This is a genomic window from Kaistella chaponensis (genome assembly GCF_900156725.1).
Classification (GTDB): domain Bacteria; phylum Bacteroidota; class Bacteroidia; order Flavobacteriales; family Weeksellaceae; genus Kaistella; species Kaistella chaponensis.
Window position 1 is genome coordinate 95,350 of record NZ_FTOI01000004.1, and the last position, 20,885, is coordinate 116,234.

19 protein-coding genes are annotated in these 20,885 nt (G+C 35.4%); 11 read left to right on the plus strand and 8 right to left on the minus strand.

Features of this window, described 5'->3' with window-relative positions; all coding sequences use genetic code 11:
- Positions 1-59: 59 nt before the first annotated feature.
- A complete protein-coding gene (gene lon / locus BW932_RS05540) occupies positions 60-2,465 on the minus strand; it encodes an endopeptidase La (RefSeq protein WP_076386223.1) in 2,406 nt (801 codons plus the stop codon).
- 236 nt (positions 2,466-2,701) lie between these two features.
- Here lon and BW932_RS05545 point away from each other — a divergent pair, with 236 nt between their 5' ends.
- From BW932_RS05545 to BW932_RS05570, 6 genes are all read left to right on the plus strand, one after another.
- Complete coding sequence (locus tag BW932_RS05545) at positions 2,702-4,855, plus strand: SurA N-terminal domain-containing protein (RefSeq protein WP_076386225.1); 2,154 nt, start codon at positions 2,702-2,704, stop codon at positions 4,853-4,855.
- 122 nt (positions 4,856-4,977) lie between these two features.
- Entirely contained in the window at positions 4,978-5,928 is a 951-nt protein-coding gene (locus BW932_RS05550; RefSeq protein WP_076386227.1) for an MlaD family protein, read from the plus strand.
- Between the two features lie 11 nt (positions 5,929-5,939).
- Positions 5,940-7,259: a (Fe-S)-binding protein gene (locus tag BW932_RS05555; protein WP_076386228.1), complete on the plus strand. Its 1,320-nt coding sequence runs from the start codon at positions 5,940-5,942 to the stop codon at positions 7,257-7,259.
- Between the two features lie 77 nt (positions 7,260-7,336).
- Positions 7,337-7,795: a GNAT family N-acetyltransferase gene (locus tag BW932_RS05560; protein WP_076386230.1), complete on the plus strand. Its 459-nt coding sequence runs from the start codon at positions 7,337-7,339 to the stop codon at positions 7,793-7,795.
- Between the two features lie 68 nt (positions 7,796-7,863).
- Positions 7,864-8,646 (plus strand): (Fe-S)-binding protein, encoded by a 783-nt coding sequence (locus BW932_RS05565; protein ID WP_076386233.1) that lies wholly within the window; start codon positions 7,864-7,866, stop codon positions 8,644-8,646.
- Positions 8,647-8,736: 90 nt separating this feature from the next.
- A complete protein-coding gene (locus BW932_RS05570) occupies positions 8,737-9,228 on the plus strand; it encodes a hypothetical protein (RefSeq protein ID WP_076386235.1) in 492 nt (163 codons plus the stop codon).
- Between the two features lie 95 nt (positions 9,229-9,323).
- On the opposite strand, the gene BW932_RS05575 is transcribed toward BW932_RS05570, so the two are convergent.
- A complete protein-coding gene (locus tag BW932_RS05575; protein WP_076386237.1) occupies positions 9,324-10,133 on the minus strand; it encodes a class I SAM-dependent methyltransferase in 810 nt (269 codons plus the stop codon).
- Positions 10,134-10,196: 63 nt separating this feature from the next.
- Between BW932_RS05575 and BW932_RS05580 the strand changes: the two genes are divergently transcribed.
- The 5 genes from BW932_RS05580 (at position 10,197) to serS (ending at position 16,072) form a co-directional block, all read left to right on the plus strand.
- Entirely contained in the window at positions 10,197-11,321 is a 1,125-nt protein-coding gene (locus tag BW932_RS05580; RefSeq protein ID WP_076386239.1) for a glycosyltransferase, read from the plus strand.
- On the plus strand, positions 11,318-12,964 hold the full coding sequence (locus BW932_RS05585; protein ID WP_076386241.1) for an asparagine synthase-related protein: 1,647 nt from the start codon (positions 11,318-11,320) through the stop codon (positions 12,962-12,964). The genes BW932_RS05580 and BW932_RS05585 overlap by 4 nt, the downstream gene beginning before the upstream one ends.
- Positions 12,965-12,966: 2 nt before the next feature.
- The gene (locus BW932_RS05590) at positions 12,967-14,214 is read left to right on the plus strand and encodes an oligosaccharide flippase family protein (protein WP_076386243.1); all 1,248 of its coding nucleotides are present in this window, start codon (positions 12,967-12,969) and stop codon (positions 14,212-14,214) included.
- 15 nt (positions 14,215-14,229) lie between these two features.
- Positions 14,230-14,727 (plus strand): hypothetical protein, encoded by a 498-nt coding sequence (locus BW932_RS05595; protein WP_076386245.1) that lies wholly within the window; start codon positions 14,230-14,232, stop codon positions 14,725-14,727.
- A gap of 76 nt (positions 14,728-14,803) precedes the next feature.
- Positions 14,804-16,072: a serine--tRNA ligase gene (gene serS / locus BW932_RS05600; RefSeq protein ID WP_076386247.1), complete on the plus strand. Its 1,269-nt coding sequence runs from the start codon at positions 14,804-14,806 to the stop codon at positions 16,070-16,072.
- Between the two features lie 58 nt (positions 16,073-16,130).
- Here the strand turns inward: serS and BW932_RS05605 are convergent, their stop codons facing one another.
- From BW932_RS05605 to ccoG, 6 genes are all read right to left on the minus strand, one after another.
- Positions 16,131-16,589, minus strand: coding sequence for a hypothetical protein (locus BW932_RS05605; RefSeq protein WP_076386249.1), 459 nt, complete (start codon positions 16,587-16,589; stop codon positions 16,131-16,133).
- Between the two features lie 82 nt (positions 16,590-16,671).
- The gene (locus BW932_RS05610; RefSeq protein ID WP_076386251.1) at positions 16,672-17,460 is read right to left on the minus strand and encodes a hypothetical protein; all 789 of its coding nucleotides are present in this window, start codon (positions 17,458-17,460) and stop codon (positions 16,672-16,674) included.
- A gap of 107 nt (positions 17,461-17,567) precedes the next feature.
- Complete coding sequence (locus BW932_RS05615) at positions 17,568-18,182, minus strand: hypothetical protein (protein WP_076386253.1); 615 nt, start codon at positions 18,180-18,182, stop codon at positions 17,568-17,570.
- A gap of 25 nt (positions 18,183-18,207) precedes the next feature.
- Positions 18,208-18,951 carry a sulfite exporter TauE/SafE family protein gene (locus BW932_RS05620; protein WP_076386255.1) on the minus strand — a complete coding sequence of 248 codons (744 nt, stop codon included), beginning with the start codon at positions 18,949-18,951 and terminating at the stop codon, positions 18,208-18,210.
- The gene (locus tag BW932_RS05625; protein WP_076386260.1) at positions 18,942-19,397 is read right to left on the minus strand and encodes a FixH family protein; all 456 of its coding nucleotides are present in this window, start codon (positions 19,395-19,397) and stop codon (positions 18,942-18,944) included. The genes BW932_RS05620 and BW932_RS05625 overlap by 10 nt, the downstream gene beginning before the upstream one ends.
- 5 nt (positions 19,398-19,402) lie before the next feature.
- Entirely contained in the window at positions 19,403-20,854 is a 1,452-nt protein-coding gene (ccoG, locus tag BW932_RS05630) for a cytochrome c oxidase accessory protein CcoG (protein ID WP_076386262.1), read from the minus strand.
- Positions 20,855-20,885: the final 31 nt, after the last annotated feature.

A 20,885-nucleotide genomic window follows, 5' to 3' on the forward strand; every position in this document is an offset into this window, starting at 1 on the left:
AACAATAAATTATTTTTTGGCAAAAAAAAACGTTTCAAATATTGAAACGTTTCTTGGTGTTATTTTTCAATCGCGAGATCAATTACTTCGCTCATTCGACTTACATAATTGACCTTCAGATTTTTAAGATAGTCTTTCTTGATTTCTTCAACATCTTTTCGATTGGCTTCACACAGAATGATTTCTTTAATTCCGGCTCTTGCTGCAGCGAGTAGTTTTTCTTTGATTCCGCCTACAGGAAGTACTTTTCCTCTCAGTGTAATTTCTCCGGTCATGGCGAGATGCTCTTTTACTTTTTTGTTTTTAAAACTCGACACAATGGAAGTTAACATTGCAATTCCGGCTGAAGGTCCGTCTTTTGGTGTCGCACCTTCAGGAACGTGAACGTGAATGTTGTTTTTTTGAATGTCTTCAGAAGAAATCCCGAGTTCATTATGTTTGGCTTTAATATATTCAAGCGCAATCGTTGCTGATTCCTTCATCACATTTCCGAGGTTTCCGGTCATCGTCAGATTTCCTTTTCCTTCGCTCAAAATACTTTCGATAAACAAAATGTCTCCACCAACTTGGGTCCAAGCTAAACCGGTTACAACTCCTGGAACACCGGTGATTTCAGATAAACTCTTCATTCTTGGAACGCCTAAAATTTCATCAATTTTCTCAACCGTAATTTTCGGATCGTAGGCTTTTTCCATGGCAGTTTGCAAAGCGATCCATCGAGCTACTGCAGCAATTTGCTTTTCTAGTCCACGAACGCCGCTTTCCGAAGTGTGCGCATCAACAATATGTTTCAGTTCTGGATTTCCGAGTTTGAAAGATTTAGCATCCAAACCATTTTCTTCCTGTTGTTTTTTAATGAGATGGCGTTTTGCGATTTCTACTTTTTCTTCTAAAGTATAACCCGCAATTTCGATAATTTCCATTCGGTCAAGAAGTGGTCTTTGAACGGTTGAAAGGGAATTTGCTGTTGCAATAAACATGACTTTCGACAAATCATAACCCAGTTCTAAGAAATTATCATAGAACGCGTGATTTTGTTCTGGATCTAAAACTTCTAACAAAGCAGAACTTGGATCACCATGAATTCCTGTGCCGATTTTATCGATTTCATCTAATACAATCACAGGATTTGAAGTTCCTGATTTCTTGATGGATTGCAGAATTCTTCCCGCCATTGCACCAATATAGGTTTTTCGATGTCCACGGATTTCAGATTCATCGTGAAGTCCACCCAAAGAAACACGCACATATTTTCTTCCCAAAGCATCTGCAATTGATTTTCCTAAAGAAGTTTTTCCAACTCCGGGAGGACCAACCAAACATAAAATTGGGGATTTCATATTATTTTTCAATTTCAGAACCGCCATGTGTTCCAAAATTCTTTTCTTAATGTCTTCTAAACCAAAATGAGCTTTATCCAAAACTTTTTCAGCTTTTTGAATGTCGAAAACATCTTTTGAAAATTTTTCCCACGGTAAATCAGTAAAAAAGTCGAGATAATTTCTTTGAACATTATAATCCGGAGAGTTTGGATTTTGACGTTGCAGTCGGTTGATTACTTTTTTGAAATGTTCTTCAACTTCCTCACTCCAATTGATCTTTTTTGCTTTTTCTAAAAGTTCTTCTACATCAGATTCCGGACCACCTCCCAATTCATCCTGAATGGTTCTCATCTGCTGATTCAGGAAATATTCTCTTTGGCTTTTGTCTAATTCTTTATTGGTTTTTTGATGAATTTGATTTCGCAATTCCAGTTTTCTGAAATCGTCGTGCATCAGTTCATAACATTTCTGCGCGCGATTGAGGAGACTTTTTTCTTCCAACAATTTCTGTTTATCACCAGAAGTGAAATTAGCATTGGTACAGATGAAATTAAGCAGATCTTCCGGATCGCTCATGTTTTTGATGGCGAAATTAGCAGCATTTGGAATGTTTGGATCCAAATCAATGATTTTTACCGCTAGATCTTTAATGTTTTCTAATAATGCATTGTACTCCTCGGTTTTTTTGGAAACAACATCTTTCAGTTTCGTAATTTCCGCTTTAAAATAAGGTTTTGTAGCGGTAAAAGTTTTTATTTTAAACCTTTGAAAACCTTTAGTGATCGCCGTTACATTGCCTTCAGGAAGTTTAATGATTTTGATAATCTTCGCCAAAGTTCCTGTCTGATAAAGATCTTTTTGAGTGGGATTTTCAATGGCTGAATTGTTTTGGCTTAAAATCCCGATAAATTCATTGTTTCTTTGCGCTTCTTCTAAAAGCTGAATCGACATTTCTCTTCCTGCGGTTATAGGAATAACCACTTTTGGAAACATCACCAAATTTCTTACTGGCAAAATAGGAAATACTTTTTGCTCTTTGTTTTCAGAAACATCCATAATGTCTGAAATATTTATTTCTTCTGCTAGAATGCTGAAACTATCTTCCATAATTTCATCGAATGAAATTTCTTCAAAATCTGTCATAATATTCTTGGAATGACAAATTGTCATTCATTTTAATTAGTTAACCATCAAAATGAGATGATTCTTGTTAAAAGTGCCTTTAATAAAAAGTTCCATTTAATTTCACAAGCACTATGCCAACAGAAAATTTAGACAAATTTTCCATTATCGAGAAATAAATCGTTTTTAAACCTTGAAAATTTTTCTCAATCTCCTAAAAATGTGTATTTTCGCAAACTGATAAAATTATACAAAAAATGGCAGTTTTAGGAGAGATTAGAAACAGACCGTGGCTTTTGATGGGAATTATCGCAATTGCGATGTTAGCGTTTGTGGTAAATCCGGATAGTTTAGAAAAATTATTTGGTGCAAAACCAGGGGTTTACGGTAAAGTGAATGGTGATGAAATTACAAAAGAAGATTATGATGATCAGCTTTTTATGCTTCAACAACAGGCGCAACAAAAAGGTCAACCTACAAAAGGATTAGAAGAACAAGCATGGCAATTGGTAGTTCAGTCAAAACTTATCAAGCAGCAGTTTGAAAAAATGGGACTTACTTTAACCGACGATATGTTCTGGAATCAACTCCAGTTCGATCCGATGTTTGCGCAAAACAAAGAAAATTTTGATGCGAAAGGAAATTTCAAAGTCCAAGAAATTAAAAAACAAATCGACGAGCTTCAAAAAAGCGGAAACGTAGAAATGTACAATAATTGGTTGAAAACTAAAAAATCAATTGAGTACAGAATGATGGCGAGACAGCTTTTTGCGAATGTATCTACAGGAATTACCGTAGGCAAAAAAGAAGCTGAGGAAATGATGAAGCAAAGAGATCAAGTGGCGGATATCGATTATGTAAAAGTTGATTACAATGCTTATGCTCAAAAAAATCCTGTAAAAGTTACCACTCAGGATTTAGAAGATTATATTAAGAAACATCCCGTGATGTACAAAAGAGACGCAAGTAGAAATGTCGGTTTGGTATATTTCCCTGCAGCTCCAAGTACTGAAGATGATCAATTGGCTGAAAAAGAAATCAACAAATTATTCACGCAAGGAAGTGACGTAAGTGGTGGAAAGGAAAACTTTCAAAATACGACGAATGATTCCATGTTCGTTGCATTAAATTCTGATATGCCTTTTAATCCACAGTATTTTCCGGCGGCACAATTACCTTTGGCTGTAAAAGATAAAGTAGCTGCGGCAAGTGTCGGAACTACTTTTGGTCCTTATAAAGAGCAGAATTTCTATGTGGTTACTAAATTATTAGATAAAAAACCTTCAGATTCTACGCTTTCGCGCCATATTTTAGTTTCATACAAAGGAAATCAAGCGGGTGCAAATGAAACACGAACCAAAGAACAGGCTAAAAAATTAGCAGATTCAATCGGTGTGATTTTGAAAGCTAATCCTGCGAAGTTTACAGAATTTTTGAAATATTCATCAGATCCAGGTTCCGCTGCACAAGGTGGAAGCGTGGGTTGGACAACACCAGCAACTCCATTTGTACCAGAATATTTGAAGTTCCTTGCTGACAATGCAAAAGGAGCAACCGCAGTTGTTGAAACCCAATTCGGATATCATATCATCAACATTGAGGAGAAAAAATCTGGATCCATGAGCTATAAAGTAGCGAATTTAGTGAAAGCTATTAAGCCTTCTGATAAAACTGAAAACGAGATTTACACAAAAGCAACTAAATTTATTCAGCAGGTTCAGGGAAAAACGTTTAATGATTTTTCAAACGTTGCGAAAAAGAACAGTTATATTTTCTTAAATCCAAAAGAAGTTGGTCGTTTCCAAGGGCAATTACCAGGTTTAGGAACGGATAAAGATGAAGAAATTATCGCATGGGCTTTTAACAAAAAGAGAAATAAAGGAGATACTGATATTTTCACTGTAGACGGAACAGGTGACCGTGTTGTGGCCTTCCTTAATGGAGTTCAAGATGCAGGAACAGCTGATCCTGAAGCAGTAAGAGAACAAGTAGAACCACTTGTTAAAAACAAAATTTTGGCAAAACAAATTTCAGATAAAATTTCTGCGGCAAAAGCTACGAGTTTAGACCAAATCGCGAAATTATTCGGTTCTACAAAACAATCTGCGCAAGCAAATATGTTGAATCCTCAAATTGCCGGAGCAATGGAGCCACGTGTTGCAGGTGCTGCATTTGGTGTTGCAAAAGGAAAACTTTCTAATCCTGTTGAAGGAATGACAGGAGTTTATGTTTTGGTGAAAAAATCTGAAACAATCAATAAACAACCAGGAGATATCAAACAGATTACACAAGCGATTGCAGGACAGAATTCTCAACAGTTCGGCCAGTCATTGCTAAAAAGTCTTCAAGATAATGCCGATATCAAAGATTACCGAATCGAAGTTTACAATAATGCATCACAACAGCAATAATTGAAACATCATCCTATATAAAGCGTCTTTTACAAGTCGCTTTTTTTTGGTCCGTGAATAAACATAATCCGATTGTTTTTATTTTAAATGTATTATATTTGTTGATTAAAAATTAGAAAAAAGTGAAATTCACAAAAGAAATAAAAGCAGGATTAATCGCGCTTTTGGCGATCATTGGATTCGTAATTCTGTTTCAATTTATGAAGGGCAAAAGTCTCTTTACCACCGATAATATTTTTTATGCAAAGTTTGATAATGTGGAAGGTCTTTCCGCTTCTAATCCAGTTTCTATCAATGGGTTAAAAGTTGGGCAGGTTGATAAAATTATTCCTCAAACTGAAGCTGATGGCAAAATTCATTTCGTAGTTAAAGTAACGGTAGATGATGATTTTGAGTTTTCAAAACGGTCTACTTTAGAAATTTTTGAACCAGGATTAATGTCGGGAAAACAGATGAGAATTAACCTTGCTTATGGGAATCCGATGGCGAAAGATGGCGATACTTTGAAAGGTGCATTTACGCTTTCTTTGATGAATAACATTTCTTCGCAGGTGGGTCCGGTAAAAGATCAGCTTCAAGTTGTTCTCAGAAGAGTGGATTCTTTGACCACAAATGCTAATGAAATTTTGAATGATCAAAATAAAGCGGAGATAAAAGCGCTTCTCATTAATCTGAACAAAACCGTTGCATCATTTGAAGGAACTTCCAGACAGACCAATGCTTTGTTGGCGAACTCCGATCCGAAAATTCAGAAAGTGCTCGATAATGCTAATCTTGCAACAATTAGTGCAAAATCTGCCATCGATAAATACGGAAAAGTTGCTGAACAAGTTGATGTGAAGTCACTCAATAATACCATCGAAAAGTTGAGCGTTACCTCAGATAAATTGAACAGTGTAATTTCTGGTGTTCAAAATGGAGAAGGAAGTCTCGGGAAATTGACCAAAGACGAGCAGTTGTATAATAATTTAAACACTGCATCCGACAATCTCAATAAATTAATTCAAGACCTGAAAACCAATCCGAAGCGATATCTGAATTTTTCGGTTTTTGGGAAAAATACGAAAGACTAAACCTTTTCAGTATGCAGTATATTGACAATATTATTTTTCTTATCGCCCTGATTGTAGGGTTTGGCCTTTTTTTTAAAAGTACCAAAGAAATCTACCGTAACATCAAACTCGGTAAAAAAATAGACCGCTCAGATCAATCTGCAGTGCGTTGGAAAACCATGGGCAAAGTCGCTTTGGGTCAAAGCAAAATGGTAAAACGCCCAATTGCAGGGTTTTTGCACATTTTAGTGTATGTAGGTTTCGTCATTATTAATGTTGAATTAATAGAAATTATCATTGATGGAATTTTCGGAACCCACCGAATCCTTATTGATGTTTTCGGCGCATCTTTTTACGCTGTTTTCACCTCAATTTTAGAAATTTTTGCCCTTTTAGTTCTAATTGCAGTCGTTTTATTTTTCATCAGAAGAAATTTTTATGGTGTGAAGCGACTCAATATGAAAGAACTTTTCGGGTGGCCAAAAAATGATGCCAACTGGATTTTGATTATTGAATTTGCTTTGATGCTCGCTTTTTTTACGATGAATGGAGCGGATTATTTTACAGACACCCAAAAGTTTAGCAGTAATTTCCCGATTTCCAAACATTTATTTCCCTTTTTTGAAAATTTAGGCGAGTCAACTTTACATCTCATCGAAAAATCTGCTTGGTGGTTTCATTTTATTGGTATTCTTTTCTTCATGAATTACCTTTATTATTCAAAACATTTGCATATTATTTTAGCTTTCCCAAACACGTGGTATTCCAATTTAAAGCCAAAAGGACAGTTTAATAATTTAGATTCCGTTACCAAAGAAATTAGGTTAATGATGGATCCAAATGCAGATCCTTACGCTGCAGCACCAGAAGTTGATCCCAATGAAGTTCCTGAAAAATTTGGCGCAAGTGATATCTTTGATTTGAATCAAGTACAACTCCTCAATGCCTATTCTTGTACTGAGTGTGGAAGATGTACCGCAGTTTGTCCTGCAAATATTACGGGTAAGAAATTATCTCCCCGAAAAATTATGATGGACACTCGTGATAGAATTGAAGAAGTGGGCAAAAACATCAATAAAAACGGAAAGTTTGTAGATGATGGTAAAAAATTATTAGACGATCATATTCAAAGGGAAGAACTTTGGGCATGTACCACTTGTAACGCTTGTGTAGAAGCTTGTCCGGTGCTTATTGATCCCCTTTCGATTATTGTAGAAATGCGCAGATTTCTTGTGATGGAGCAATCTTCCGCACCAAGTGAATTGAATGTGATGATGGCAAATGTGGAAAACAACGCTGCTCCATGGGCGTATAATCAAGCAGATCGCTTGAATTGGGCAAAAGAAAATTAATTTGAAAATTACCCCATCAACACATCAACACATTAGCAAATCAACACATTTAAATAAATGGATTTCATTATAAAAAAATGCCGGAAATAATTTCATATCAACCAAAATACGCCGAAGATTTCAAAAATTTGAATTTTGCCTGGTTAGAAAAATATTTTGTTGTAGAATCTTACGATTTAGAAGTATTGTCTTTTCCAGAAAAATATATTTTAGAAAAAGGAGGGAACATCTATTTTGCAGTAGAAAATGGAAAAGCGATCGGAACTTTTGCCTTAATGTATAATGAATATGGCGAATTAGAATTTACGAAAATGGCCGTTGATGAAACGGTTCAAGGAAAAGGATTTGGTAACTTACTAATGCAGCACTGTATTGATGAAGCCAAGAAAATGGGAGGTGAAGAGTTAATTCTTTATTCCAATACGAGTTTAAAACCAGCAATTAATCTGTATGAGAAATTTGGTTTTATAGAAATTCCGGTCGGGAACTCAGAATATGCAAGATGTAATATAAAAATGAAAAAACAATTAATTTGAGGATCAAATAATTGGTGAGTTGAGAATTACCAAATTTTCACCTGGCCGAATTATCAAATTTTAATAATATGGATTTCACTATAAAAACAATGGCAGAATATGCTGCCGAAGGAAAAGCACCCGAAGTTTTATTTTTTGTTGGATGTGCGGGAAGTTTCGACGATAGAGCAAAGAAAATTACGAAAGCATTGTGTAAAATTTTACATAAAGTTGGCGTGGAATTCGCCGTTTTGGGGCAGGAAGAATCTTGCAACGGTGATCCTGCAAAACGTGCCGGAAACGAATTTGTCTTCCAGATGATGGCGCATACCAACATTGAAATTATGAATGGGTATGGCGTGAAAAAAATCGTAACCGCGTGTCCACACTGTTTCAATATTATTAAAAATGAATATCCAAGTTTGGGCGGGAGTTATGAAGTATTGCATCATACGCAGTTCCTGAAAAAATTAATGGAAGAAGGCCGACTGAAAATAGAAGGCGGTACGTTCAAAGGGAAAAAAATCACCTTCCATGATCCTTGTTATCTCGGTAGAGGAAATGGCGAATATGAAGCTCCAAGACAACTTTTAGAAAAGTTAGATGCCGAATTGGTAGAAATGAAACGTTGCAAAACCAACGGTTTATGTTGTGGTGCAGGTGGAGCGCAAATGTTTAAAGAACCTGAAAAAGGAGACAAGGACATCAATATTGAAAGAACGGAAGAAGCATTAAGCATGAAGCCCAATATCATCGCAACAGGTTGTCCTTTCTGCAACACCATGATGACAGATGGAGTGAAGCACTTCAACAATGCAGAAGTTACCGTAAAAGATATCGCTGAGTTATTGGCAGAAGCAGAGGATTTGTAACATAGAACCAAGATACAAGACTCAAGAACCAAGATTTCATTATTTTCGTCTTAAATCTTGTGTCTTGGCTCTTGAATCTAATTAAAAAATATGAAAATAGAAGAATCAACCGTAGTAGAAACCAACGATTATCGCGTAATTATTTATCCCGCGTCGAGAAGTTTTACGCCAAAGGAAAGCAAAGTCATCACCGAAAAATTATATGATTTCCTCGCAACTTGGGCTGCACACGGAAAACCACTTTCCTCCTCCTTTAAAATTGAAAAAAATCAATTTATTATCATTTGTGTTGATGAAGAAAAAGAAGCCGCTTCTGGCTGTTCCATCGATGCTTTGGGACAGGTTATACGCGAAATAGAGGCAGAATTCAACCTTGGTTTATTTGACCGAATGAAAGCCACTTTTGTCGAAAATGGTGAAATCAAAACCATGAAATTGCAGGATTTCCAAAATGGCTTGAAATCTGGAGAGATCGCGAAAGACATCGAAGTTTTCGATTTTTCTAAAAATACATACGTTGCTTTTTTAAGTGATTTCTTGCTTCCTTTAAGAAGAAGTTGGGCCGGAATTTATATCGACTAAAAAGACATTTTACATAATAAAAAACCCTTTAAAATCTACTTTTAAAGGGTTTTTTAATCATGATAAAGAACGATTTAAGAAATACTTTGCTTTATCTAAAATGTTTTACTATCAATTTTCAGTTCGAATATTTTCTGTGGAATCTCCATTTCATCAAATACAGTTGTAGGGAGTTGAGCTTTCGTGAAAATAGCACACATCGTATTTTTTGGATGATAAAGATATTGATGATTTTCGTCGCCCACCGCATCCAGAATTGCTTTGAAAACTTCGTACCGAATTTTCTGTGCGCTGTAAGCGTAATCATGCCAAACAACGATCGAGTTTTCATGCAAAAGGTTTTTGAAAACTTTTTTGGTGTCATTCAAAACCATTTCGTAGCTGTGATCGCCATCAATAAAGACCAAATCATATTTTTTGTGAAGACCTGCAAAATCAAAAGTTTTCGTGTTTCCGGAAAGGTGTAGGATTTTCGGGTTTTTGCCGGAAAGAATTCCGTGTTGTACGGCGTATTTTTCTGGCCAACCTAATTCATGCATTTCCTCTTCAGAGAGATTCAGAGTGCTGCAATCGTCCACGAATTTTGCGACATTGTAAACACTTTCACCGCGCCATGTTCCGATTTCAAAATAAGAATTGACGGTTTTTCGGTTGGCTAAAGTTGAGAGAAGTTGCAGATCGGTAATCAATGAACTTCCATCTAACAGGAAACTCTCCACATGATCGATTACAATTTGATCATTCAAATCTTTGATTTCAATCTGTGGTAAAGTGGTAAAATTAGAGTATTTTTGTTTGAATCTTTCCTCAAAAACAATGTTGCTGTCATTAATCAGATTAATTAAGCTGGGTTTTTTTAGAATAATTTGAATAACTGAAAATAATTTTTGAATTTTAGAGGTCATTTGTGAGCAAAGATTTATTAGCAAAAAGTCATCAAACAAAGATAATATTATTTAAATAGAGTTTTGGAGAAAAAAAACATCCTTTTTATTTCCTCTTGGTTTCCCAATAAACTTGAACCAACTAACGGTAATTTTGTGCAGCGTCATGCAGAAGCGGTGTCACAGATTCATAGTGTAGAAGTTTTGCATGCGATTAATGTAACCCATCAAAAAGAAAAATTCATTTTCGATGACCAAGTCATCAATGGGATCAGAACTTTAATTGTTTATTACAGAAACGCTCCCAATCCTCTTCTGAATTTCTGGCGGCGAATGCTCGCTTATTCACGAGGATTCAAGAAATTACAAAAACCGGATCTTGTTCATGCCAATGTTTTGCACAACAATTTGCTTTTTGCCATTTATCTAAAAAAGAAATTTAAAATTCCGTTTATCGTTACCGAACATTGGACTGCTTTGCGTAAAATTAATTCGGAAACAACTCCTTCAAGTATAAAAAAAATTGCGAAATTAATTGGCAATCATGCGTCGATAATTCTGCCAGTTTCTCATGATCTTGCGGCAGGTTTAAAGTATTTAGGCATAAAAACTCCAATGAAAGTGATTCCCAATGTGGTGAATACGAATCTTTTTGTGCCGAAATCAGAACCCAATGAAAGATTTACTTTTATTCATGTTTCCAATTTAATCGCCCGAAAAAATTCTGATAAGATTTTGAAAACGGCATTAAGACTTTTACAGAAAGGTTACGATTTATCCCTGAAAATTGGTGGTGATGGTGATATTTCTGAGCTTGAGAAGATCCGTGAACATTCTGAATTTAAAGATAAAATCGAAATTTTCGGAACACAGACCATTCAGGAAATTGCAGAAAGAATGAAATCATCGGATTGTTTTATATTATTGAGCAATGATGAAAATCAACCATGCGTTATCGCAGAATCTTTCGGAAGTGGGATCAATGTAATCTCAACCAATGTTGGTGGAATTGCAGAGTTTTTTCCCGAGAATGCAGGAATTTTGTTAGACTCAGTTGATGAGGAATTGCTCGAAAAAACCATGATTGAGGTGATGTCACCAACTTTTGAAAAAGATCCGCTAACTTTGGTCAAATATGCAAACGAGACTTTTTCTGTCGCAGCAATCGGACAACAATTTTCAGCAATTTACAAGGAAATTTTAAAATGAAAAAGGGATTTTCAATCATCATTTCACATTCAGATACAGAGATCAGTTCTTTTATAGAAGAGGAATATGATAGTTTCTATATTAAAAATCAACGGTTTGAATTTCTCTTCGAAGGAGTCTTGCTCAATAAGAATAAATTGCTGAAAGAGTTTGCCTTAAAAGATTTTGAAACCTTGATTCAGGAATTGTATTTGATCAAAAAAGAGCAAATCATCCATTTATTTGAAGGAGAATACCGCGGTTTTATTTTTGATAAAATTCAAAATAAGTTATTCGTTTATACTAATATTACTTCGACGCAAAGGGTTTTCTACACCAGTTTTGAGGATAAGATTTTTATTGATACGAATCTCATTCGGCTCAATGAAACCTTAAGAAATTCTGAAATTACAACGAAACCTGATGTAGAGTCGATTTATCAGTTGTTGTGTTTTACCAATTTACCGGAAGATAAAACGCCGATTCAAAACGTTAAAAAACTGTTGGATGGAAATTACCTCGATATCGATTGTAGCACTTTGCAATGGAAGGAATTAGCCTATTTTAACATTTCGGAAACATCAGCTTTTTCAGGAGATAAAAATAGAGCAATCGACCAAATTCACGAAATTTTCACCGATTCGGTTTTGTTGGAATATGAAAAAGATACAGAACTCGGCACCGATCATCTCGCCCTTTTGAGCGGCGGTTTAGACAGTCGTGTTGCAATGATGTATGCCATCAAAAACAATCAAAAACCAGGAAATGCTTTTTGTTTTTCGCAGTCTGGATATTTCGATCACACGATTTCTGAAAAAATTGCTCACGATTTTGATATTCATTACGAGTTTATTCCTTTGAATGGCGGAAAATTTTTAAATAAAATCGATGAACTGACGGAGATTTCAGAAGGAATGGTTTTTTATACCGGCGGAATCCACATACAGCACGCTTTAGATAAAATGCAGTACCAAAATTTTGCGCTTTTTCACAGCGGACAGATTGGTGACGGCGTTTTGGGTGGCTTTAACAGTGAAGCGAAAAGGAAAAAACCGACGTATTATAAAATTGTTGATAACCAAAAATTTTTTCCTAAAGTTCAGAACTCTTTAGATGAAATTCTGGAAAAATACGAAACCGAAGAATTATTTATGTTGCGGAACGTGGCCTACAATCGCACCATTTTAGGAGCGCAGGTTTTTCAGCAACAACGCTATCAAACTTCGCCTTTTATGACGAAAGATTTTCTGAAATTTGCGATTTCGCTACCGGAAAAGTGGAAATTTAATCACCGTTTCTACATCGAATGGATCAACAAGCATTGCAAAGAAGCTACGCAATATCGATGGGAACGAACTTTGATGAAACCCGATGCGAACTGGAAAACATCCTTTGGCGATAAAGTGATGAAGCGCGGTTTCAATCTTTTGAATAAGAAAATTCTGCAAACTCCGCAAAATTCCAGCATGTATCCGTATCAGTATTATTTTGATAATGATTTGGAAATTCAGCGGTATTATCAAAAATATTTCGATGATAATATTCATCGGCTTGAACATTATCCGGAGCTTACGCAGGATGTTTTCACGCTTTTTGAGGCGAACAGTTTTTCTTTAAAATCGAAGGCGATTAATATTTTATCCATCTTCAAGTTGTATTTTTAAAGATGAAAAGTTTGCGCATTTTCATTCGTGATTTTTTTAAAAACAAAGGACAACATGTTTTCCTTTCGTTGTTGATTGCGAAAATTTGCGCTTTTCTAGGTTCGCTTTTTGTGATCCGAATTTTGCCCGAAAATGAATTTGGAATTCTGAGTATTGTGGCTTCTGTTTTTGCGGTTTTTGCGCCGTTCAGTGGATTTGGAAGCCAGCAAAGTTTGCTTCGTTTTGGTTCTGTAACTTTCGATGATAATGAAAAGAAAAGCCTGTCGAAATACCTTTTGATGAAAGGGTTTTTTTACCAGCTTTTGCTCAGCGTACTTTTTCTGGTTGTAAGTTTATTCTATATTACAAGATATGAGGATATATTTTACATTTTTCTCTTGTTTGCAGTTCGATTGGTTGGTTTCTACTTTCTGAATCATATTCAGTCTGAATTTAGAATTTTCGGCAACAATCGAGGTTTTGCCAGAATTACGAATGTGGTGAATGTTTTGGGCGTCAGTTTATTATTGCTCTTATCGTATCTTTTTGGTTTAAAGGGATATTTAATTGCCATTGCTTTTACACCATTTCTCGCTTTATTTTGGTTCAAAAAAGAACATTATGTTTCGGTTGCCGAATCCTTTAGTTTTAGCAAAAAAGAAATTTTCAGTTATGGACTTCACGCTTCAGGAACCGCTTTGCTTTCTGATGCGCTTTTTTCAGCCGATGTTTTGATGATTAGTTTTCTGATGAATGAAACTTCCGTTGCGAACTATAAAGTTGCGATTTTAATTCCGGCAAATATTACATTTTTGGCGTTAACTTTTATGCAAAGTGACTTTCCTGTTTTGGCGAAAAATTTCAAAAACAAACGGTTTTTACAAGATTACATCGCGAATTATTATAAAATTTTTCTTCCGGTTTCGCTGCTTATTTTCATGGTGGGTTTTTGGTTTAAAACGGAAATCCTGGAAGTCTTTTTTACGGGTAAATATTCCGATAATTCCAGTGTTTTTATCATATTATTAGGCGGTTTCTGTTTGAATATGCTGCTGAGAAATCTCTATGGCAACCTGCTTTCCGCCGTTGGTAAGATGAAAGTAAACACGTTGGTTTCTTTTCTGACTCTGCTTTTGTTGGTGCTTTTTTCCGCTTTTCTCGTTACCAAATTTGGCGTAATCGGAATGGCGATGAGTTTAAGTTTAAGCATGACATTGGGTGGATTATTGTTGATGTATTCTTTTTTGCTTTATTTAAAAGATTTAAAATAAATTATCTTTGCATCTATGAAAAATCTGTTTTTTTTAGCGGTGGTTGTTTTTTTTGTGCTGCTTTCGTGCAGAAATGATGATCGAAGTGTTCAACAAATAGATCAGGTGCTGAATATTTATATTGATTCTGCTGGTCAAGATATGCTCAATACCAAAATCAAGGGTTCTTACACGACGGTTCGGTGGAATGATATCAATGGTCTCACCGACAATTCGCCGGTTAGTTTTAATACCGCAAAAGATGCAGATACGCTGAATTATATGGAATATCTTGCCGGTGCAAAAAGAATTGCGGTTGATTCTTCGGGAAGTTCGAAAACGTACGAGTCGAGAATCAATCTTTTTTTAACAAAGAAAATTAATGACAGTACGAATTCCGTGGGAAAAGATTTGATGGTGATTCATTATACTTCTACACCCGACTTATTTGAGGTTTCTAAGATTTGGTATAATAATATTTTGAAATTTACAAAAGTTCAAGGGAAACCCAATATCGTGAAAATCACGAAATAATCATTAAATTTGCACATTCAGATCATCATTTGAAGTTTCAATTCTTGGAGCTTGAATATTAAATAGAAGACTTTATATGTTACAGGTTAATTTTTTGCGCGAAAATAAAGAACGCGTTTTGGAAGGTTTAGGAAAACGAGGTTTCAAACAAGTAGATTTGGTTGATCAAGCCATCTCTTTGGATGACGATAGAAAAAAATTGCAGTTCGAACTGGATCAGAATTTATCGGAAATGAATAGAATTTCCAAAGAAATTGGTCTTTTGATGCGCGATGGTAAAAAAGAGGAAGCTGAAGCTGCAAAATCGCAAACCGCCATTTTCAAAGAAAATTCACAGGATCTACAGCAAAAATTAAAGGAGACAGAATCGAAACTTTTAGAAGTTTTGTATCAGATTCCGAATATTCCTTACGAGAAGGTAAAAGCTGGAACGACCGCTGAAGAAAACGAAATTATTTATCAATCGCACGATGTTGAAGGTTTAGGCGAAGGTGCAATACCACATTGGGAACTGGCGAAGAAATACAATTTAATTGATTTTGAACTCGGTGTTAAAATTGCGGGTGCAGGATTTCCTGTTTATTTTGGGAAAGGAGCGAGGTTGCAAAGAGCTTTGGTTCAATATTTTTTAGATAAAAATGGAGATGCAGGTTATCTTGAGGTTAATCCGCCGCATGTTGCCAACGAAGCTTCAGGGTATGGAACCGGTCAATTGCCCGATAAAGAAGGTCAAATGTATTATATCAATGAAGATAAATTGTATTTGATTCCCACTGCAGAAGTACCTGTAACCAATCTTTACCGTGATGTTTTGCTGGATGAAAAAGATTTGCCGATCAAAAACACTGCATTTTCCCAATGTTATCGAAGAGAAGCGGGAAGTTACGGAGCTCATGTTCGTGGTCTAAACAGATTGCATCAATTTGAAAAAGTAGAAATTGTACGAATAGAAAAACCGGAAAATTCTTACGCTGTTTTAGAGGAAATGGTAGATCATATCAAAGAAATTTTAAATGATCTTGAGCTTCCTTACCGTGTTTTAAGATTGTGTGGAGGCGATACAGGATTTGCATCTGCAATGACTTACGATTTTGAGGTTTGGAGCGCTGCGCAAGAAAAATGGCTGGAAGTTTCTTCAGTTTCTAATTTCGAAACCTTCCAAGCAAACCGTTTGAAATGCAGATACAAAAGCGACGGAAAAACACAGTTGGTTCATACTTTAAATGGTTCTGCAATGGCTTTACCGAGAATTATGGCCGCGTTACTAGAGAATAATCAAACAGAAAATGGGATAAAAATTCCTGCGAAAATTGCGGCATACGCAAGATTTGATCTGATCAACTAATAAGACACTTGTCATTTAAAACAAAATCCACCGGAAATTTTCGGTGGATTTTTGGTTGTTAATTATATTTCCATTTATTTTCGTCTTTCTGCTCTTTGATAGATTTATCGATATCATCAAGGATTTGGGCGACGAAATCTATTTTGCTTTTTAAGAGGAGCTGATCATTGGTTTTCCAATAGTCGCCTTCATCTTCTACCCAAAAATCCTGAAAAAAATCTTCAATTGCATGCAAGAAGGCTATGATTTCAAGGTGAGCTTCTACTCCGCCAAATTGGGTTTTACAAAAAGTGGACAGAGTAAGAGAATCATCAAAGTAAATATGAAGAGGTTCAACCTCTGGGTGTGCTTGCAAACTGATTCCTTTTTCCCACGGCTGCAATTGTGTTTGGGAATCTTCTTTTAGTGCAGAAAAAGACCAATCATGTTCTTCTGCATAATAAGTAGTAAATGAGAGCAAAGCGTCTAAATCCTTCAAAGACGCAAGTTGTCCGCCAAAATGAATGGTTATCGACATTTTTATTGATGATTAGTTGATTAAAATTACTAAATTTTTTCCAACTTAAAGAAACGCGTCAAGAAATTTACTTTTAATTTTCTTATTCGGTAGTGATGGTAATTTGTTTATCCTTATTCACCAGATTTTTACTGCCATCGAATAAATCGTTGCTTCGAACAGTGATCTGAATGGTTTTTTTATCAATTTGCTTTACAAAATCATGTTTTCCAACGATGCTTATAATTGGTTTTTGAAATTTCAAAGTGCTTGTGAAATTCATATTAATCATCTTCATCATTCCGAGCATTCCTTCCGCCATTTGTTTGCCATAAACTTCTAATGAATCACTTTTGGTAGCTGGATTTGATTGTTTTTTGTCGCCAGAATTTTTTGCAATTTCATTTAAAAACTCAGTGTTGTTAAATTTTTCGGTATCAATGGTCAAGGTTTTTCCATTCCAAATCGCGATATTTTGTAGCGGTAGATTTTTTAATTCTTTGCTTTGGGAAAGGAGATTGGTGATTTCTGTAGGAAATAATTTGTCGTATTTTAAAGATAGGCCATAAATTTCACCTTTGTCTTTATTCACTTTCATAAACATTTTTTTCAGAACTTTTGCTGAATCCTGATTCAAGGTAATTTTTTCGTCTTTTTGCAGATCAAATAAACTTTTCCAATCGGTAGATAGATTTCCGAGTTCTTTAGATTTCGAAATTTCATCAGTTTTATTTCCCATCATGCTCAACATTCCGAGCATGCTTTTATCCAAAAGGATATTAGATTCCATGCTGGTTGCCGAATCTTTGTAGTATGTTGTTTCGGTATTGACCGAACACGACTGCAAACCGAAAATTATTAGGAGCAGCCAAAGGCTAGATTTTTTGATCATTATTAAATTTTTTCGTTAGTAATTCAATTTAGAGACCAAGTTTTAGGGGGATACTTTTAGAAGATATAAAAGCTTTGAAAAAGTTGTATTAAAGCACTTTTTGAAGGCTAATTTTCCGGTAGGTAATCAACATCTATTTTCAAAGATGAACTAAGTTGCTCGTTATCTTTTTGCCAGTTTCTATCGAAAAAGAACAGATTCGGCTTTTCAATTTGTATCCCAGAAATTGCTGGATTGTAAGGTTTTGGACCATCGGTTTGGGTTCCGTTGATGATATTTTTTTTGGAATGAATCCATTCAAAACCAATAAAATAGCCATTCGTGGGAACTTTAATTTTTAATGAAGAAAGATCTGCAATTATTTTATTGTTCTTAATAGGAATTTCGAGGATAATTTTTGCATGATCTAAAATTTTTCCGGGCAAACCATTTTCGTTTTCATAGATACATAGAAAAACTGTGGATTTTTTTCCGTCGAAATTCATGGCTTCAAATTGAACTTTATTGAAAATTTCTGGAGAATGATCTGTTGATTCTTGTTCAATAAATATCGCAAATGCTTTGATCGTTTGCATTCCCACAACACCGGTTCCTAAAGATGGTCCTTTAATTTTATGAAATTCGAAGGTTGCTTTTCTTGTTTCTACATTTGAAAATTCAGCCGTTTGCGCAGAAAAGGAAAGAGATAAAAATAAAAAGAGTAAAAATTGATATTTCATCATCTAAATTTACTCTAATGTACAAAATTTAGTGACACGTAGCATGATTACCTTCCTGATGATCTTTCGAATCATTGTGGTGAACTTGTAAAGCCTCTTTTTTCGGGGAAATAAAAGGAATCCCAATCTCTAAACCACGAAGAATGAAAAGTCCGCCTAAAACGATCATCATTACGGGAACAAATTTCAAAATTTTTATTCTGAATGCGGTGGTCATTAAATTTCCTAATAGCACTATTGCAAACATAAATGGTAAAGTTCCTAAACCAAATAATGCCATAAAAGTTGCACTTTGCCAAATTCCCCCAGATGCTAAACTTGCTGTTAAAGCCATGTAAACCATTCCGCACGGTAGGAATCCATTAAGAATTCCGGTAGTAAATCGAGATCTGTAATCTGCTTTTTGTAAGAGTTTTCCTAGATTCATTTTTACCTTTAGTAAAGATTGAGATAAAAAAGGGATCTTCGAAGCGAAATCTTTTCCGCCAAAGGAAAATACAGCCATTACTATTAAAAGTATTCCGACACCGATGGTTAAATATTGTTGAAATCCAGCCATTTGAAATCCTTTTCCAACGGTTCCTAGAATTGCTCCTAAAAAGGAATACGTGACGATTCTACCGAATTGATAGGTTAAATTTTGCAGGTAATAATTGGTGGCTTGTTTTTTAGTTAATCCCAATGATAAAGCGATAGGACCGCACATTCCGATGCAGTGAAAACCAGAAGCGAAACCTAAAGCGAGTGCGGAAAATATGAGTGCTAATTCCATTGAACGTCGTAGTCGAGTTGATAAGGTTTATTAGTAGATTTCCATTTAAGTTTTAAAGTATAGCCGCCTTTGGAGATTACTTTGGCGGGAATCAGAAATGACTGTTGTGCGTCGAGGATCACTTCTTTTTTTACATCAAGATTGGCATCATTGGTTCGGAAAAGCTCAAAATTTACTTTTGATTGATCCACGATAATGCTTTTTGGAAATGTAAGTTGAATGCCTTTATCATTTTGTAAATAAAGCGGTTTTTCGGCTAATAAATCTCCATTTTTTTTTGCGTTGATGACATCCTGATATTGCAGCTCTTCGCTATAATAATGGTCGGTCACCAATTCGGCATTTTTCTGACCGTTTGGAAAAATTAAAATCATAAATAATATGAAAGCCATAAATGAGCCAAGTGCAAGAACAATCCCGTGTCCCCAAGTAAATTTTTTGAACATTGTTTTTAAAATTGAAGTTTGAATGGGCCTTCGAAATACGTTTTGAAAGTATCTAAAAGTTCCCCTTTATCATCATACACGCCGATGCTGATGTTCTGTTTTGAAAGTTTGATTTCGTTCACCGGGAAACTGATGTTTACGGTTCCTTTGGTGATGTCGCCTTTCTTTATTTTTATTTTATTGGATTCGCTTAAGGAAACTTCTGCGTGTTGCGGTTCTAATACTTTAATCGTAATAATTTTATCTTTATTGCTTTTGTTTAAAAAAGTGTAGCTGTACGTATTGGTTATTTTTGCGTCGCGCACGAAGAATGAGGAACCTGCAGGTTTGATAAATTTGGCTTCTACATCGGCTCTGTTGTACATTAGGAATCCCATAAATGCGACCATTAATGCAAGTACAAAAGAATAGGCTTTCATTCTGGTTGTAAATTGGAACGGAATTTCTTTTTCAATTTCATCTTCGGTGGCATATCTGATGAGTCCTGGAGGAAGTCCGGTTTTAACCATTACTTCATCACAAGCATCGATGCAAGCGGTACAATTCACACATTCTAGTTGTTGTCCGTCACGAATATCAATTCCGGTGGGACAAACGACAACACATTGGTTACAGTCAATACAGTCTCCTTTTCCTTCGGCTTTTCGATCTTCTCCTTTTCTCCATTTAGATCGGTTTTCTCCTCTTTTAAAATCATAATAAACGTTGATCGTTTGTTTATCAATCAAAACGCCTTGTAATCTCCCGTACGGACAAACCAAAGTACAAACCTGCTCTCTGAACCACGCAAATGTGAAATAAAAAGCGCCGGTGAAAATAATCATGACAAGAAAACTGGTGAAATTGTTAAATGGACCTTCCTTAATCATGGTAAAGACTTCCTGATAACCTACGATGTACATAAACATCCAGTGTGTGATGATTAAAGAAATAATAATGAATATTGACCATTTTAAGGATCGTTTCCATATTTTTTCAGTATTCCATTCCTGTCGGTCTAGTTTCATCTGTTTGTTACGGTCGCCTTCAATCAAATAATCGATTTTGCGGAAAACCATTTCTAGGAAAATAGTTTGAGGGCAAATCCAGCCGCAAAAAATTCTACCAAAAACGACGGTAAATAAAATAACAAATACAATAGAAGTAATCGCACCTAAAGCAAGAATGAAAAAATCTTGTGGATAAAATGGTTGTCCGAAAATAAAGAAATGTCTTTCAACGATATTTATTAAAAGGAGCGGATTGCCATTAATTTTCAAGAAAGGAATTACGAAAAACAGTGCAAGTAGAACATAAGCCACAATATTTCTATAATTGGTGAACTTACCATGTGGTTTTCGTGGGAAAACCCAAACTCGTTTCCCCGAATCGTCCATTGTTCCTACGGAATCTCTGAAATTTTCTGGTTCTATTACTTGTCCTTGTCCTCCTCGGAATACATTATCTTGTTCGGCCATTTTTACATCTATTTAATAAAAAAAAACATAA

Coding starts and splice junctions, on each gene's coding strand:
- BW932_RS05625 (WP_076386260.1), bottom strand. CDS start 19,397: ATGTTCAAAAAATTTACTTGGGGACACGGGATTGTTCTTGCACTTGGC.
- BW932_RS05605 (WP_076386249.1), bottom strand. CDS start 16,589: ATGTCGATAACCATTCATTTTGGCGGACAACTTGCGTCTTTGAAGGAT.
- BW932_RS05620 (WP_076386255.1), bottom strand. CDS start 18,951: ATGGAATTAGCACTCATATTTTCCGCACTCGCTTTAGGTTTCGCTTCT.
- BW932_RS05595 (WP_076386245.1), top strand. CDS start 14,230: ATGAAAAATCTGTTTTTTTTAGCGGTGGTTGTTTTTTTTGTGCTGCTT.
- BW932_RS05545 (WP_076386225.1), top strand. CDS start 2,702: ATGGCAGTTTTAGGAGAGATTAGAAACAGACCGTGGCTTTTGATGGGA.
- ccoG (WP_076386262.1), bottom strand. CDS start 20,854: ATGGCCGAACAAGATAATGTATTCCGAGGAGGACAAGGACAAGTAATA.
- lon (WP_076386223.1), bottom strand. CDS start 2,465: ATGACAGATTTTGAAGAAATTTCATTCGATGAAATTATGGAAGATAGT.
- BW932_RS05560 (WP_076386230.1), top strand. CDS start 7,337: ATGCCGGAAATAATTTCATATCAACCAAAATACGCCGAAGATTTCAAA.
- serS (WP_076386247.1), top strand. CDS start 14,804: ATGTTACAGGTTAATTTTTTGCGCGAAAATAAAGAACGCGTTTTGGAA.
- BW932_RS05590 (WP_076386243.1), top strand. CDS start 12,967: ATGAAAAGTTTGCGCATTTTCATTCGTGATTTTTTTAAAAACAAAGGA.
- BW932_RS05555 (WP_076386228.1), top strand. CDS start 5,940: ATGCAGTATATTGACAATATTATTTTTCTTATCGCCCTGATTGTAGGG.
- BW932_RS05585 (WP_076386241.1), top strand. CDS start 11,318: ATGAAAAAGGGATTTTCAATCATCATTTCACATTCAGATACAGAGATC.
- BW932_RS05575 (WP_076386237.1), bottom strand. CDS start 10,133: ATGACCTCTAAAATTCAAAAATTATTTTCAGTTATTCAAATTATTCTA.
- BW932_RS05570 (WP_076386235.1), top strand. CDS start 8,737: ATGAAAATAGAAGAATCAACCGTAGTAGAAACCAACGATTATCGCGTA.
- BW932_RS05610 (WP_076386251.1), bottom strand. CDS start 17,460: ATGATCAAAAAATCTAGCCTTTGGCTGCTCCTAATAATTTTCGGTTTG.
- BW932_RS05565 (WP_076386233.1), top strand. CDS start 7,864: ATGGATTTCACTATAAAAACAATGGCAGAATATGCTGCCGAAGGAAAA.
- BW932_RS05615 (WP_076386253.1), bottom strand. CDS start 18,182: ATGATGAAATATCAATTTTTACTCTTTTTATTTTTATCTCTTTCCTTT.